Origin of the sequence: Halarcobacter mediterraneus, from assembly GCF_004116625.1 — a bacterium.
GTDB classification, from domain to species: Bacteria; Campylobacterota; Campylobacteria; order Campylobacterales; family Arcobacteraceae; genus Halarcobacter; species Halarcobacter mediterraneus.
This window is the reverse complement of the sequence record NZ_NXIE01000002.1, coordinates 582,887-599,333: the sequence shown is the minus strand read 5'-3', so window position 1 is coordinate 599,333 and position 16,447 is coordinate 582,887. Positions and strand designations below refer to the sequence as shown.

At 25.1% G+C, this 16,447-nt stretch carries 12 protein-coding genes; 6 read left to right on the top strand and 6 right to left on the bottom strand.

What is annotated here, in order from left to right; translation table 11 throughout:
- Positions 1–3: 3 nt before the first annotated feature.
- From CP965_RS07045 to CP965_RS07020, 6 genes are all read right to left on the bottom strand, one after another.
- A complete protein-coding gene (locus CP965_RS07045) occupies positions 4–1,113 on the bottom strand; it encodes a hybrid sensor histidine kinase/response regulator (protein WP_129061374.1) in 1,110 nt (369 codons plus the stop codon).
- On the bottom strand, positions 1,106–1,660 hold the full coding sequence (locus CP965_RS07040) for a hypothetical protein (protein WP_129061373.1): 555 nt from the start codon (positions 1,658–1,660) through the stop codon (positions 1,106–1,108). The genes CP965_RS07045 and CP965_RS07040 overlap by 8 nt, the downstream gene beginning before the upstream one ends.
- Positions 1,661–1,881: 221 nt before the next feature.
- Complete coding sequence (locus tag CP965_RS07035) at positions 1,882–2,187, bottom strand: hypothetical protein (RefSeq protein WP_129061372.1); 306 nt, start codon at positions 2,185–2,187, stop codon at positions 1,882–1,884.
- Positions 2,174–4,918, bottom strand: coding sequence for a transporter substrate-binding domain-containing protein (locus CP965_RS07030; RefSeq protein WP_129061371.1), 2,745 nt, complete (start codon positions 4,916–4,918; stop codon positions 2,174–2,176). The genes CP965_RS07035 and CP965_RS07030 overlap by 14 nt, the downstream gene beginning before the upstream one ends.
- A gap of 36 nt (positions 4,919–4,954) precedes the next feature.
- A complete protein-coding gene (locus tag CP965_RS07025; protein WP_129061370.1) occupies positions 4,955–7,498 on the bottom strand; it encodes a methyl-accepting chemotaxis protein in 2,544 nt (847 codons plus the stop codon).
- 117 nt (positions 7,499–7,615) lie between these two features.
- Positions 7,616–8,335, bottom strand: a complete 720-nt coding sequence (locus tag CP965_RS07020) for a response regulator transcription factor (protein ID WP_206732268.1) — start codon at positions 8,333–8,335, stop codon at positions 7,616–7,618.
- 99 nt (positions 8,336–8,434) lie between these two features.
- On the opposite strand from CP965_RS07020, the gene CP965_RS07015 reads away from it, so the two are divergent.
- From CP965_RS07015 to CP965_RS06990, 6 genes are all read left to right on the top strand, one after another.
- A complete protein-coding gene (locus tag CP965_RS07015) occupies positions 8,435–9,880 on the top strand; it encodes a TolC family protein (protein ID WP_206732267.1) in 1,446 nt (481 codons plus the stop codon).
- A gap of 129 nt (positions 9,881–10,009) precedes the next feature.
- Positions 10,010–12,172, top strand: a complete 2,163-nt coding sequence (locus CP965_RS07010; protein WP_129061368.1) for a type I secretion system permease/ATPase — start codon at positions 10,010–10,012, stop codon at positions 12,170–12,172.
- Entirely contained in the window at positions 12,165–13,544 is a 1,380-nt protein-coding gene (locus CP965_RS07005) for an HlyD family type I secretion periplasmic adaptor subunit (protein WP_129061367.1), read from the top strand. Before CP965_RS07010 ends, CP965_RS07005 begins: the two co-directional genes overlap by 8 nt.
- Positions 13,545–13,550: 6 nt before the next feature.
- The gene (locus tag CP965_RS07000; protein WP_129061366.1) at positions 13,551–14,798 is read left to right on the top strand and encodes an ankyrin repeat domain-containing protein; all 1,248 of its coding nucleotides are present in this window, start codon (positions 13,551–13,553) and stop codon (positions 14,796–14,798) included.
- A gap of 10 nt (positions 14,799–14,808) precedes the next feature.
- A complete protein-coding gene (locus CP965_RS06995) occupies positions 14,809–15,555 on the top strand; it encodes a WG repeat-containing protein (RefSeq protein WP_129061365.1) in 747 nt (248 codons plus the stop codon).
- 10 nt (positions 15,556–15,565) lie between these two features.
- Positions 15,566–16,372: a sensor histidine kinase gene (locus CP965_RS06990; RefSeq protein ID WP_129061364.1), complete on the top strand. Its 807-nt coding sequence runs from the start codon at positions 15,566–15,568 to the stop codon at positions 16,370–16,372.
- Positions 16,373–16,447: the final 75 nt, after the last annotated feature.

Here is a 16,447-nt window from a genome sequence, read left to right as displayed (position 1 = left end):
TCTTTAATTAAATTTAATTGTAAATTCAGCTCCTAAATCATTATTCTTAACAGTTATTTTCCCGTTATTAGAGTCTTCAATTATTGTTTTTGCTAGATATAAACCTATTCCTAAGCCTTCTTGTGCTTTTTTTGTACTGAAGTAGGGTAAAAAGATTTTATCAATATTTGATTTTATTCCTCCAGCATTATCAGAAATAATCAATTTTTTTTCATCAATAATAAGTTCTATTTTAGGGTTTGAAATCTTATTTTCTTTTAGTGCATCAATAGCATTATTAATTAACACTATTAAAACTTGAATAATTTCTCCTTCTATACAGAATATCTCTGCATCACTTTTTTCTATGATTTCATAGGCAATTTTATTTTTTGAGAATTTTGTTCTTAAAATAGTCAAACTTTTTTTTATGATTTTTTTTAGTTTATGATTTGCTTTGTTTTTATTAGGATTTAGATAGTTACTAAAGTCTTCTATTGTTTTAGACATATATTGCGTTTGTATTTCTATTTCTTCTAGTTTTTGATTTATTTCTTTGCAAAATATATTTTTTTGCATTAATAGTGTATCTACTCCCATTACTGCAGAGTTTATTGAGTTTAAAGGTTGTCTCCATTGATGGGCAATACTATTAATCATTTCCCCTGTACTTATTAATTTAGATTGATGAAACATAATTTTTTCTTTTAATTTATTCTTTTCTATTTCTTCTTTTACTCTATCTTCTAAATTGTTTTTATAATCTTGTAATAATATATGTGTTTTTACTCTTGAAATTATTTCAATTTTTCTAAAAGGTTTAGTAATATAATCAACAGCCCCAAGGGTAAAACCTTTTTCTATATCATCATCACTATTACTAGCAGTTACGAATATAATTGGTATGTAGTATTTTTCATGGTTTTCATTTATTCTTTTACAAACTTCAAATCCATCCATCTTTGGCATAAAAATATCTAATAGAATTAAATCTATTCTTTCTTTTTGAACAATTGATAAAGCTTCTTCTCCAGACATAGATACTATTATTTCAAACTCAGTACATAAAAACTCAACAAGTATTTTTATATTTGATTGATTATCATCAACTATTAGTATTGTAGGTTTAGGCATTATCTTTCCATCTTTCAATAAGTGAAACAATATTTTTAAAACTATACATTTTTATTTCTTCACTAATTTTTGCTAAAAGTATATGCTCTTTTTCTTTTAAAGTAAAGTTTTTTAGTTTGTCTACAGTGTCTTCAACTTTTTTAGGTCGATTTTTCTTTGCATACAATAATATATCATCAAATAAACTTTTTATATCTTCATCTGAAACTTTTTTTTGATTGTTTTTTATTGGCATATTACTTTCTTCTTTTAAGAATAATTCAATCTCTTCAAGAAGTTTACTCAATAGTTTTTGTAATTTTTCTTCATAAATCCTATTTTGTGTTCGGTTTATTTCTTCGCTAATTAAAAAGAGTTCTTTTGAACCAATATTTTTACTAAAAGATTTTAGTTGATGTACTTCTTTAAAAAAAAAGTCATTTTGTAAGGTGCATAAGTTTACGTTTTTATATTGCTTTAAAAAGTTCACTAAGATATTACTTAAAAGATTTAAATCATTATCAAGATATTTTAACGCATAATTTTTATCTAAATATTTATAATACATACTTTCAATTATATCGAAAATTACATTTCAAATCAAACTATAAGGTTATCTTATAATTTGTGATTATAGAATTAAAAAGAATATCAAAATTACATTTATAAGAAAATATTATACAAAATTAAGTACTTTTTTATTTAAGAGGCAGTATCATTACATTGATTAATTTCATGCATATCTTAAAAAGAAGAACCTTTAATAAGTTTATCTTATGGTTCTTCTTTTTATTCTATTTCTCCAATATAGCTTGTATAAAAGTTTATATATGGACATTTATTTTTTATATCTTTCGTCAAATTATTTACTTGTTTTGATATTGTTTCACATGCACCTAAGTTTTTACTTGTGGGATTAGTTTTTAATAGCCCGTCACATAAGGCATAAATATCTTCTAGTTCTTTAACTTTTGCATTTAAAATTAAATAAGTTAGTAATTCTTTTTCCATTTTTGAATGTAAATAGTTTATTGAACCATAACCAATAATTGCACCAAATATCCCAGAGAATATTATTATTTTAAATAATTTCATTGTCATCCACGCTTTTAGGAATTTTTATATAAAAGCTAGCTCCAAGATATTCTTCATCTTTAAAGTTAAACTTTTCATTTTGAACAGATATTTTACCATTAAAATGCTTTTCTATTATTTCTTTTGTCATAAATAATCCTATTCCTGTCCCTTGACTTTGATGTTTTGTTGTAAAATATGGTTCAAATACTCTTTTTATAATGTTTTCTTCTATACCTTTTCCATTGTCTTTAATATTTATAATACAAGTATCTTTATCTTCTTCATAAATATTTACAAATATATATCTGTTCCCTTCATACTTTTCTAAAGAATCTACAGCATTATTGAAAATATTTATTAATGCTTGAATTAATTCATTTTCATATCCATAAATTTCTTCTTCTGTGATATTGTATATTATTTCAATATCTCTATTTGCAATTTTTGATTGTAAAAACTGTAAAGATTTTGAGATTAATTCTTTTGTCTCTATTCTTATTGATTCTTTATCTTTTTTAAAAAAATTCCTAAAATCTTCTATTGTATTTGAAAGAAATTTACCACTTTTTAGGATTTGATCCATAAACTCGAATAATTCTTCTTTTGATAAACTATTAAGTTCAGTTCTTAGTTTCACACCACTTGCTGAAGTAGTGATTACTGATAAAGGTTGTCTCCATTGGTGAGCAATATTTTCAAGCATTTCTCCCATTGCTGCTTGTCTTGATTGTTGTACAATAAATTCATTTTGTTTTTGAAGTTCAATTTCAAGCTCTTTACTCTTGGTTATATCTTGATGGATTCCTGCAATTATTTCTGGATTTCCATTATTGTCTCTTTTTACAACACTTCCATTTGATAAAATCCATTTTATAGAACCATCTTTAGCTTTCATTCTAAACTGTGCCTCAAAATTTTTTGTAAGTCCCTCAAAATGTCTTTCTAAAGATTTCTTTACTTTTTCTCTGTCCTCTTCTATAATAAAAGAAGTATGGTCTTTATTTTCAATTTCTTCTTTTTTATATCCTAAAATTTCAGCCCATCTTTCATTTATAATATTAATATTTGTATTTATATACCAAGTCCAAGTTCCAAGTCTTGCTCCTGAAATTGTTCTATTTAAATTATTTTCAATTTTTTTTCTCTTTTTTATTTCTATAGATAAAATTACGTTTATTAGGATTATTATTATTAGTACTGTTATTATAAGAATTAATATTTCATAAAAATATTCTGGTAAATCATTTTCAAATTTTACTGTTAACCATTTATTCCTTATCATTTGATGTTGTTCTTCACTTATTGAAGCTATAGTTTTATTTAATATTCCTACTAGAATAGGAATGTCTTTTTGTACAGCAATTCCTAATTTCCATTTTTCATCAAATTTTCCAGCAATTTTTAATTGACCAAAATAGTCTTTTTGTATATTGTATCCTACTGTTGAAAGCACACCAATAAAGCCAAATACTTCTTTTTTAGCAACTTTTTCTAGACCTTCTTTTATATCTTTTACTGAAATAAGATTTAAGTGAGGATAGTTTTTCTTTAAGATTTCTGAATAGGCATAGTTTTCTACTATTGCAATTTTTTCTTTTACTGATGAAATATCATCTACAAAGAGTTCATCTATTCTTGTTGCAATTATTAAAGGTGTTTCTAAATAAGCTTGTGTAAAGTTAAGGAATTTTTCTCTTTCTTCTGTTGGAATGGCTAAAGATAAAATATCACATTTCTTTTCTTTTATTGCTTCAAGAGATTCAGTCCAAGTTTTTGTAGGGAAAAATTTTATTGGTAGGTCTAGTTTTGACTCTATAATTTTTAGGTAATCAGCAGTCATACCTATATGTTTTCCTTTTTCATTTTTTTCTAAAGGCATCCAGTTTGGATCAATACAGACTTTTAACTCTTTGATAGAATTTAAAAAGTTTATTTCTTTATCTATTAAATTTGTTTGATTTATTCTTTTTTTGTCTTGTATTTTTAGAGTTGCAAACCACTCACTTCTTAAGGAAAGCTTCTCAATTTCAGTAATTGCATCTAATCCTTTATTTAGAATAGAAATTGCTTCTGGCCAGTCTTTTCTAATAGAAAATACAAGGTTTACAGGATAATTATTAAAAATATCAATAGTTTTAATATAGTTTAACTTACTTTTTTCAAAAAAATAACTTGAGGTTTCATTTCCTATTAAAGCATCTACTTTTTCTTTTATTAAGTAGTCAATTAATTCTTTAGTATTTTCAACTTCAAGAATTTTTGCTCCCCATTTTGTAGCAATCTTTTTATCTAATAAATTTCCTTTTTGTATTGCAACTACTTTGTCTTTTAAATCTTTTTTTGAAGAGATATCTTTGTTTTTTGAAGATACAATTAAAATCCGATAAGTATTAATATAAGGTTTAGAAAAATTAAAATATTTTTCTCTTTCTTTATGCGCAATACTAGTACTAAGTCCATCTATTTTTTTATTTTTTGCTTTAGTAACTATATTATTCCATTCTCCAAGCTGTAGTTGAAAATTTGAGCCAGTTAGTTTATTTATTTTATTTAAAATAGAGACATCATAACCAATAATAGTTTCAGCATCAGTTTTAATCACATATGGAATCCAAGATTTATCTGTCCCTAATGTAATAGTTTTATGTTTTTCTAAAAATTGCTTCTCTTCTTTTGTTAATTCTATTTCTTTTGCAAAAATATTAATTAAAAATAGAGGAATTATCAGTAAAGCTAAAATTTTTTTCATAACTGATAAACCTCCCTTTTTTATTTATATTATAGCTTAAGAACAGTTATTTTCTCTTATTTTATCAATATAATCAAAAACTAAATTTATATTTTTCTCTACATCTTCTGTAGTTTCAAAAATTTCTTTATTTTCACCTTTATTCCCATATAAGTTAACAGTTTTTTGAACTAATGAGTGAACTTTTTCATGGGCATTCTTAAAGTCTTCCCACTCTGGCATTTTACTAAAGTTTTGATTAGGGTCTTTCTCCACTTGGTCAATCCATTTACCAAGATCGCATTCGTGATGATTTTTTACTGTAAAGTTTTTACCTGGAGCACATTGATTAAAATTCATATTTTTAAAGTTAATATGGTCTGATTTTAAACTATTTAAGTCGAATATTAAATTAGGTTCACAAATTCTTTTTTTAGAGTTAGCATCAAAGCTTGTTTTATTTACAGCATCTTGAAGTTGAAGTGCTAAATCTTTTGTTTCATGAGCCATTTCATAAATATTTGAAGCCAAAGAAGCATTTTGCTGTGTAGCTTTATCTAATGAGTTTACTGTATCATTAATTTGATTCATTGCTTCATTTTGCTCTTTTGTTGCATTTGTAACACTAGTTATTAATTCAATTGTTGTTTCAATATCATGATTTAATTCATTATATCCATGAATCATTTCTCCTGCTACATTTTTTCCTGTTTTTGCTTTTTGCGTTGCACTATCAACTAACTCTTTTATTTGTTTTGCAGCTTCCGCTGATCTATTTGCTAGGTTTCTTACTTCCCCTGCAACAACAGCAAATCCTTTTCCTGCTTCTCCTGCTGTTGCTGCTTCAACAGCTGCATTAAGTGATAAAATATTTGTTTGAAATGCAATTTGGTCAATTACTGTTATTGCTTCGTGAATTGTAGTTACTTCTTCATTTAATTCATCCATAGATTTTGAAGTTTGGGTAGCTAGATTTTTACCTTCTTGTGTAGAAATAGTTACCTTCTTTGCATATTCTGCCATTTTAGAAGTATTTTCATTACTTTGATTTATAGTTGAAGTGATTTCTTCAATAGCAGCAGCTGTTTCTTCAAGTGCAGCTGCTTGTTCATTTGATGAATTACTTAAATCCTGAGATGCACTTGTTAACTCATCAGCACTTGATGTTAATTTTCTATTTGATGAATCTATTAATGCCATTACTTCATTCATTGTTGATTGGGTAACTTTTGTACCACTTATTAATGAAGCTATCATTCCTGTACTATTTTTTATGTTTGGTATTTTATGGTCATATTTTGCTTTTGATAAAGCAACTAAAGTTTCAGATAATATTGTAAGATTTTCTCTACTTTTATCAATCATATTATTTATTTCTGTTACTAATGAATTGATTTCTTCAGAGTCTGCTTTTTGTTTTATTCTATCATTATAAAGTCCAGAATTTACTTTTTCAATTATTTGTTTAGTTTCATCTATTACTAGTCTATCTTGTCTTAAACCTTTTTCAATGGAATCTAAGTATTCATTAAAACTAGATACAACTTGTCCTATTTCATCATTTACACCTACTGGTATTTGTTTTGAACTATTATCTTCTTTTACATTATCTATTGCTTTTTTTAATCTTTTTATTGGAGTTATTATTGAGTTTTTCATATTGAAAATATTTATAAACATTGTAGTTAGTAATGCTATTACAAGAATAATTAATGCAATAAAGATCAAAAACGTTGCTTTGTCTATAGCTACATTTACAATACTAAGAGGTCTTGCTACAAGTGCAATACCTACTTCTTTATTATTAAAATCTTTTAAAGTTGTATAAGTATAAAGATATTTATTACTAACTAAATAGTTTTCTTCTAAAAGTTTTTTTATATTTATTTTATTTGCATCATCTAGGAACTCTTTATTAATAAATTTTTGTGAAATTGTGTAATTATGAAATTGTTTTTTTTCATCAAGTTTGGCAACAGCTAATTTATTATCCATTAGTAATAAAAAATTATCTTTTCTTTTATCAAAAATTTTTGCTACTGAATTTACTCCTTGCATAAATTCTAATGAACCTAAATGTTCCTTATTGTAATTAATAATAGGAACTACTGATCTTATACTTAATCCAGCTTTCCCAACTTCAAAAGTATTAACTGTAGTTTTTGAAGAATTAACTTTTACAACACTATCCCTAAAAGAGCTTAAATCATCACCAAACTTTTCAACTTTCCAATTTCTTAAAAAAGAGTGATTGTCTTTTGTATGGATATGTACTTTTATATTTTTAAAAGGAGTATGATTTTTCATGTTTTTTGATAATTTAGCTAAAGCTTTAATTGCTAAATCTCTATTATTTGTTGATAATGCTTCTTTTAATATACCATCATTTGAAATTGATATAGCATTTGAAATACCCACATCAAATTTATGCTGAAGATTATTTACTAAATCACTTTTTAAAGAATTAGCTTGTTTTAAATAAACATCTTTTTTTATATTGTTTTTATATGAATTAAGAATAAAAAAACTAATTAGTAATGTTATAACTGTAACTAAAATAGTTATAAAAGAAGACCTCTTTAAAATTGACGACTTTTTCATGCATTGTCCTTGATTTTAACTTAATAAAAAATTATATTATAATGTTACAATGCTTTTAGTTATAAAATGATTAACTATAATAAGAAAAGTTAATAATAGCTTTTTTTAATTGTTTATTTAGAAGTTAATTTTAAAACCTACTCCAGAGATATTCTTAATAGTATCTTTCCCTATTTTTTTTCTTAATTTATTCACTAGATTTTTTAATGCTGAATCTGTAATATCTATGGAATCTTTCCATATGATGTCTTTTATTATTTCATATTCTAAAACTTTATTATGGTTTTCAATTAATAAGTCTAATAGTTCTATTTCTTTTGCTGTTAATTCTAACTCTTTTTTTTCATTTTCAAGAAATAATGTTTTATGTAAAACATCATAAGAAATATTATTTGAAAAATTAATTATGAATTTGCCATTAAGATATATTTCTTCCGCAGCTTTGTTTAAAGAATTATTAAGTGTATTAAAATCGGTTGGTTTTATCAAGTAATCAACAAGTTTTAATTTAGTTGCTTCTAGTAAATAGTTTTTATCAGTGTATGCTGTTAATAAAATTATTGGAATATCAATATATTTTTCTCTTAGAGACTTAATAAATGATAAACCATTTTCTTCTTTTAAATTAATATCAGAAATAATAATATTAATTCTTTCTTTTTCTAATACTTTTATTGCATCATTAATAGATTCTACATCAAAAACTTTAAATGCAATAAGATTTAAAGTCTCAGTTATATTTTTTCTAATATTTTTTTCATCCTCTAAGTATAGAATATTTAGGTGTTTTAGAATAATTTTAAAAGTTTTTTTATTATTGGGTGTAATTTTCATCATTAAATAATCTTTTTATGGTAAAATTAAGTTTAAGTATATAATAAAATAACTCATTTTGCAAATTAAAATTTTCAAAAGGGTCAAAAACGGAGGTAAAAAATGTATAAGAAAGTCAAAAAAATTATTTTTTTGAAGATGTTTATTGTAATATTTGCTTCTTCTTTATCTGCTACAAGTTTAAGGGATAGTGTTCAAGAAGTAATAAATACAAATCCAAATGTAATTGCTGAAAGAAGAAATCAAGAAGCTTTTAGAAAATATGTTGATGAAAGAAAAGGAAGCTATCTTCCTACTATAGATATTGAAGCATATTATCAAGATGGAAAAATAAGAAGAAATAGAGATAGTGTAGAAAATGATGGAAAATGGGAAACACAAAATGGATATAATGCTGCAATTATATTTAAACAATATATATATGATGGAGGTTTAACCCCTGCACAAGTTGCAGAAACTAAATATCAAGAGCTATCTAATAAATATAGAAGTTTAAATGTTATTGAAAATACAGTATTAGAAACAGTAAAAGCATATAATTCTCTTGTACAATCAGATGAAATACTTAAATTAACAGAATCAATGATTAAAGTTAATGAAGAAAATTTAGTAACTGCAAAACAGCAAGAAGAAATTAGTGGCGAAGTTTTAGAAACTTATCAGGTTTCTTCTAAATTACATTTTACTAAAGATAGATATATAGAAGAAAATGAAACTAGAACAAGTTCTTTGGCTACATATTATAGATTAGTTGGAAAAGAAATAAAAGATAAAACATGTAGACCTGGAATTGATGAAACTAAATTACCTAAAAATTTAGATGAAGCTATTAAAGTAGCAGTTATTTCAAATCATAAAATATTAGAACAAATTCAAAAAATTAAATTACAAAGAGAAAAAATCGCCCAAGCAAATGCAGCTTTTTTACCTACTATTGACTTAGAACTTAAAGCTTCTTTAGATAATGATTTAGAACTAAATGAAGACGGAAGAGAAGATGAAAAGTATGCGAGAATAAATTTAAGCTGGAATTTGTTTAATGGAAATAAAGATAAAACTACTTCAGAACAAGAAAAACTATTTTTACAAGAACAAAAGAAAACTTTAGATGATATAACAGCAGAAGTTGTAGCGGAAGTAAAGTCTTTATATAATAAACATTATACATTGGAAAAAAGAATTAATGAATTGAAAAAATATGTAGCAGCAAATGTTAATATTGTAGAGGTTTATAGAGATGAGTTTCAAGCTGGTACAAGAACCTTTGTTGATATTCTAAATGCAGAAAGTGAATTGTATGAATCTACAAAAACTTTGATAGAAATAGAATTTTCTCGTTTAAATAATTATTATGATTTAATGTATAATCTTTCTGGTTTAACTGATTCGATTTTATATTCATCAAACCAAGATTGTATAAATATTCCTCCAAGAGTGGTTGAATATAAACCTAAGAAAAATGAGAATACTTTGGAAATGGAGTTAGACGGATTAATTAGTGATGAGGATAGTGAGTTAATAAGAAAAGAATTAGAACTAGATAAATAGCAAAATTAAGACTTCATATAAAGATAAAGATGTAGATAATACATCTTTATCTCTTCTTTTCTGTAAAAATAAGCTATATAGTGATATATTGTTAGACTTAGAAATCAATTGATTAATCAAGGTTCCAAATTGCAAGAAAATACAAAAGACTTAGACCAAAATTTAAATACTCTAAAAGATAGAAGAACTGTTGATTCCTTGTTAGAATGTTTAGTTTTTCTTTCTAAATATTATAAGAGAGAAGCTTCTGCAGAATCATTAAAGTTCAATCTACCGATTCATAATAGGTCCTTAGATGTTTATATGTTTATTGAATCTGCAAAGAGAATAGGCTTGGTATGTAAAACAGTAAAAAGAAAAATTACAAAATTGACAAAATTAGCTCTTCCTGCTGTTTTACTTCTTGAAAAAAATAGATCCTGTGTACTTCTTGATTATGATGAAGAATCAGGAATAGCAAAAGTAATTTTACCAGGACTTAGTTCCGGTGAAACAGAAATGACTTTAGAGAAATTAAATTCAGAGTATACAGGGGAACTCATTATTATAAAACCAGAATTTAATTTCAACAATAGAGTTGAAAAAGATATTATGGTTGACAGTCCAAGAGAATGGTTTTGGGGGACACTTTTTCGAAACAAAGGAATATATAAGCAGGTTATATTAGTATCTTTATTTATTAACCTTTTTATTTTGGCAACTCCTTTATTTACGATGAATGTTTATGATAGAGTATTACCTAATAATGCTATTGAAACTATGTGGGCATTATTTATTGGGATTAGTTTAGTAATGCTTTTTGATTTTATTTTAAAAATTTTACGTTCCTATTTTTTAGGAATAGCTAGTACTAGAACAGATACTATAATTTCCAATAAAATTTTCAATCATGTTCTAAATATAAAAATAAATTCAAAACCCGCTTCTACAGGACAATTTGTTAGTAGATTACAATCTTTTGAAAGTGTAAGAGAATTCTTTACAAGTGCTACAATTGCTGCTTTTGTGGACTTTCCTTTTGTTATTATTTTTATAATAGTTATTTTTTATATTTCAGGACCACTTGCTTATATTACTATCGCAACAGTACTTATATCTATTTTAGTTTCTTGGTATATGCAAAGACCTCTTAAAACAATAATAGAAAAATCAGTTAAAGAAGAACAATTAAAACAAACAACTTTAATTGAAGCAGTAACAGGATTAGAGATTATTAAAAGTGTAAGAGCACAGAATAGAATGAGAACTAACTGGGAAGAATCAGTAAATAAAACCATACATTATACTGATAAAGGACACTTTTTATCTCAAAGTATAACTTTCTTTACAGCTTTTATCTCTCAATTTTCTAATATTGCAATTGTTGCAGGAGGGGTTTATTTAGCAAGTGAAGGTGAAGTTACTATGGGGGCAATAATTGCTTCAATGATTTTAAATGGAAGAGTAATAGCCCCTGTTTCTCAACTTGTAGGACTTATTATTAAATTTGATAAAACAATGCTTTCTTTATCAAACCTTGATGAGGTTATGAAAATGCCTGTAGAAAAAGAAAATAAAACATATATTAATAGACCTATTTTAAAAGGAAAAATAGAATTAAAAGATGTGAACTTTGCTTATAAAGACCAAAATCACCAAACTTTAAAAAATATAAATTTAACAATTAAAGAAGGTGAAAAAGTAGGAATTTTAGGAAAAATTGGATCTGGAAAATCTACCTTATTAAAATTAATTATGAATCTATATGAACCAACTTCTGGTTCTGTTTTAGTTGATGAACTTGATACAAGACAAATTGATCCAATTGATTTAAGAAGGGCAATGGGATGTGTTCCTCAAGAACCTTTTTTATTTATGGGAACAATAAAAGATAATATCACTATTGGGGAGCAATACGTTGCAGATGAAGAGTTATTAAAAGTCTCTAAAATTGCTGGACTTGATGAGTTTTTAGGTAAACATGAAGCAGGATTTGATTTGATGGTAGGAGAAAGAGGTGAAGGACTAAGTGGAGGAGAACGGCAATCAGTGACTTTGGCAAGAGCATTAATCTCAAATCCAAATATTATTATGCTTGATGAGCCAACTAATTCAATGGATAGGCAAACAGAAAAAGCATTTATTAATAAAATTGAGAAAATAATTGAGGATAAGACCTTGATTGTTGTGACCCACAAAACTTCAATTTTACAACTTGTTGAAAGAATTATTATTGTTGAAAATGGTCAAATAGTTTTTGATGGTCCCAAAGAAGAAGTTTTTAAATCAAAAATAGGAGACAATAATGTTTAATTGGCTTTCTAAGCTATATGGTTTAAATAAAGAGAAAGATGAGGATTTAGAATTTATCTATACAAGTTATGCCCATGCAAATGAAAATCCTAGTAAGATAGCAAATATTGCTTTTTTCTTTATAATTACTTTTTTTTCAATTGTAATTATTTGGGCTTACTTTGCAAAGGTTGATGAGTTAGCAAGGGGAAGTGGAAAAGTTATTCCTTCTGATAAAATTCAAAGAGTACAATCTTTAGATGGGGGTATTATTTCAGAAATTCTTGTAAGAGAAGGAGAAATTGTAAAAAAGGGTGCTCCTTTAATGAAAATTGATACAACAAGATTTCAAGCAACATTAGAAGAAAGTAAACAAGAATATATAAGTTTATTAGCCGTTAAGCAAAGATTAGAAAAAGAATCAATTATTGATATAAATAAGCCTATTCCTAAGTTAAAATTCCCTAAAGAAGTTATGGAAGATTTTTCAAGGTATGATATCTTAGAACAAAGATTATTAGAAAATAGGTTTAAAGAGTTAAAGTCAACAATACAAGTACTAAAAACTCAATTAGGACAAAAAAAACAAGAATTAAGAGAAATAGAAAATACAATTAAAAATTTAAAAAAGAGTTTTGCATTAATAAAAGAACAAAAAGTAACTATACAAAGATTAGTTAAAAGAGGTGTAAAATCAAAATATGATTTATTGGATATAGAAAAAGAATATACTAAAACTGCCGGGGATTTAGAAGCTGCATTATTATCTGTAAGGCGTTCAGAATTAGCAATCCAAGAAGCAGAAAATAAGATTTTAGAAAAGTTAAATAGTTTTAGGGCAGAAGCTTCAAATACTTTGCAAGAAACAGTAGGAATGATAAATAGATTTGAAGCTAGATTAGTTGGCGATAAAGATAAAGTTGCTAAAACTACTATTAGTTCTCCTGTTGATGGAATAGTAAAAACTTTAAATTTTAATACTATAGGTGGTGTTGTTCAATCTGGAATGGATTTAGTTGAGATTGTTCCTCAAAGTGATATTTTATTAGTTGAAGCAAAAATTGATCCTCGAGATATTGCCTTTATAAATCCTAGTCAAAAAGCAATTGTTAAAATTACAGCATATGATTTTTCTATTTATGGAGGACTTGATGCTAAAATTGTAGAGATATCTGCTGATAGTATTATAGATAAAGAATCAAAAGATGGAAAAAGTTATTATCGAGTAATTGTAAAAACAGAAAAAAATTATTTAGAAAGAAATGGTGAAAAACTTCCTATTATTCCAGGTATGATTGCTTCTGTTGATATTATAACAGGTAAAAAAACTATTTTAGATTTTATTCTAAAACCAATTCTTAAAGTAAAACAAAATGCATTACATGAAAGGTAGTTGAAAATGAAAAATTATATAGTTATTTTAATAACTTTATTTTTTATAGGATGCGCTAAGCAAAATAGTCTGCAAAAGGAATCTTCTTTTGTTTCAGAACCTTTGCATAATGCTGTAAGAAGCAATAATAAAGAGTTAGTAAATTCATTAATTAAAGAGAATAAAGAACTTTTAAATAAAAAAGACAGATTTGGTTACACTCCTTTACATCTTGCTTCAAGGTTCAATCATTTAGAAATAGTAAAACTACTTATTGACAGTGGTGCAGAAGTAAATACTCAAGATAAGTATGGTGATACACCTTTAATTGATGCTACAAAAAATAATTTTACTTCAATATCTAAATTATTAGTATGTAATAAAGCAGATGTTTTAGTAGAAGATAAATATGGTAAAAAAGCTTTAGATTATGCTCAGAAATTAAATAATGTATATATCAGTAAATTAATAAAAGCAGATAACTCTGAATATCTATGTAACCCTACTAAAGTTAAATATCATGATCTTATAGCAATTGATAATTATAATACAATAATTGAAAGTAATCCTACTATTTGCGGTAATATTTTAGATTCTTCAGTTTCACGAGTCCAAGCTTCTTTTGATGGTGGGGAAACTATACTTGAAGGGCAGCTATATAAAGATGAAAAAAGATGGTGTGTAAAAAATTATAGAAAGTTATTAAATGGTAAATATTTATTGGCAGTAATGGCAATAAATAAAAAAGGGCAAAAAGCATTAGTAAAGAAAACTATAAAAATTGATAAAAAAATAAGTTTAGCTACAAGATTGAATAATGAATTTAAAGACGATTTAAAAAAATGGAATGCAGAAATTTTAGATAATGAATTGATTTTTAGATTTAAAAATCCTAGTTTATTATTTGAAAGAGGAAGTACTAATTTAAATCCAACATTTAAAAATATTTTAGATAAATTTATTCCTAAATATATAAATATAGTGAAAGATTATAAAGAGAATATTTCTTTAGTTTCAATAGATGGACATACGTCATCTAAGTACAAAAGTGCTAGGACTTTTGAAGAAAAATTTGAAAAGAATAGACTTTTATCTCAAAAAAGAGCAGACAGTGTTTATGATTATATAATAAGTATTGTAAATAAAGATGATAAAACTTTTATAAAAGATAATTTTATTGCAAAGGGTCTCTCTTCTAAGAAATTAATTCTTAATAAAGATGGAAGTGAGAATGTGGAATTATCAAGAAGAGTTGAATTTAAAATAGAAAAGTAAGGAAAATAAAATGAATATAAAAATTATAATATTAAGTTTAAGTATTGCCTTATTCTTTATTTCTTGTAGCTCAAAAGATGGTTTTGTAATTGTTGAAAAAAATAATAAATATGGAGTTTTGCAAAAGAATGGTAAAGAAATAATTCCTCCTTTATATGATGAAATACTTATATCTTCTGATAAAAAAAATAAAAATATAAAAACAGAACATTTACATCCTATTAATTTACATTGGCTTCATAATTATAATGGGAATAGATATGTAATCGTAAAGAAAGATAATAAATATGGAATCGTATCTTTAACTAATAAAATATTAGTTGAACCTATATATGAATATATATCAAAAGAATACAATGGATATTTTATCATAAAAAAAGATAATAAATATGGATTATTAAATACTGATTTTGAACTTGAAGGGGATATCCTTTATAGTGATATTATTAACACTTCTGAAATTATTTTCCTTAAATCTAATAATAAATGGAGTTGTTTTATTGATAATAAGATTAAAGAAAAAGAAAAGTTTGATGAAATCTATCCTTTAATTGATAATTATTCAAGATTTGTTATTGATAAAAAGTGGGGATTTATTGATAAAGAGTGTAATGTTATTTCTTCTGCAAAATATGATTATGCGTATGATTTCTCAAATGGTTATGCAAAAGTTATTAAAGAAGAAAAAATTTTATATATAAATGATGAAGGTGATGAAATAGTAAAACCTTCTTTCCATACTGGACAAAATTATTAAAGAAGATGAGATGAGACAAACTAAAATTGATGATTTTCTAGAATTAGAAAAAGAAAATAAAAAATTAGAAAAACTTGTTGCTATTGAAGTAGAAAAAAATAGACAAAAAGATAAGATAATGTTCCAGCAAAATAAAATGGCTGCAATGGGAGAAATGCTAAATAACATAGCTCATCAGTGGAGACAACCATTAATGGAGCTTTCTTCCCTTTTTATACCTATTCAAGCAAAATTAGAGATTAACAATCAATTAAGTAAAACTCAACTTTTAGATTCTATTGAAAGACTTAATAGTATTACTAAATATATGTCAAATACAATAGATGACTTTAGAAATTTTTTTGTTAATGATAAAGAAAAAGTAAGATTCAAACTTTCAGATCAGATTAATTCTTCAATGGGAATTTTAAGTGTAGGTTTGAAGAAAAATGATATTATGCTTGATATTATAATTAAGAAAAATCCTACTTTATATGCTTGTAAAAATGAATATACACAAGTATTAATAAACATAATAAATAATGCAAAAGATGTTTTAATACATAGACAAATCTTAAAACCTAAAATAATTATAACATTATCAGAAGATGAGGAATTTGCAATTCTTTCTGTGGATGACAATGCTGGAGGAATAAAAATAAATAATATAGAAGATATTTTTAAACCTTTTTTTACGCATGAAAAAAAAGATGGTACAGGGGTGGGGCTTTTTATGTCTAAACTAATTATTGAAAATAATATGAATGGTAAATTAGAAGTATCAAATACTGAAAAGGGAGCCTCTTTTAAAATTAAAGTACCCAAAAAACTAGCTTAATAATAATTCTTAATTATAGTTTCTAAATATAAAGAAAAAGTGACTAAAAAGAGACTTTTTTTATATATAATTAAA

Bases quoted from the DNA above. Each gene is read 5' to 3' on its own strand.
- CP965_RS07045 (WP_129061374.1), bottom strand. From the start codon at position 1,113: ATGCCTAAACCTACAATACTAATAGTTGATGATAATCAATCAAATATA.
- CP965_RS07030 (WP_129061371.1), bottom strand. From the start codon at position 4,918: ATGAAAAAAATTTTAGCTTTACTGATAATTCCTCTATTTTTAATTAAT.
- CP965_RS07035 (WP_129061372.1), bottom strand. From the start codon at position 2,187: ATGAAATTATTTAAAATAATAATATTCTCTGGGATATTTGGTGCAATT.
- CP965_RS07020 (WP_206732268.1), bottom strand. From the start codon at position 8,335: ATGATGAAAATTACACCCAATAATAAAAAAACTTTTAAAATTATTCTA.
- CP965_RS07040 (WP_129061373.1), bottom strand. From the start codon at position 1,660: ATGTATTATAAATATTTAGATAAAAATTATGCGTTAAAATATCTTGAT.
- CP965_RS07015 (WP_206732267.1), top strand. From the start codon at position 8,435: ATGTATAAGAAAGTCAAAAAAATTATTTTTTTGAAGATGTTTATTGTA.
- CP965_RS07000 (WP_129061366.1), top strand. From the start codon at position 13,551: ATGAAAAATTATATAGTTATTTTAATAACTTTATTTTTTATAGGATGC.
- CP965_RS07005 (WP_129061367.1), top strand. From the start codon at position 12,165: ATGTTTAATTGGCTTTCTAAGCTATATGGTTTAAATAAAGAGAAAGAT.
- CP965_RS06995 (WP_129061365.1), top strand. From the start codon at position 14,809: ATGAATATAAAAATTATAATATTAAGTTTAAGTATTGCCTTATTCTTT.
- CP965_RS06990 (WP_129061364.1), top strand. From the start codon at position 15,566: ATGAGACAAACTAAAATTGATGATTTTCTAGAATTAGAAAAAGAAAAT.
- CP965_RS07025 (WP_129061370.1), bottom strand. From the start codon at position 7,498: ATGAAAAAGTCGTCAATTTTAAAGAGGTCTTCTTTTATAACTATTTTA.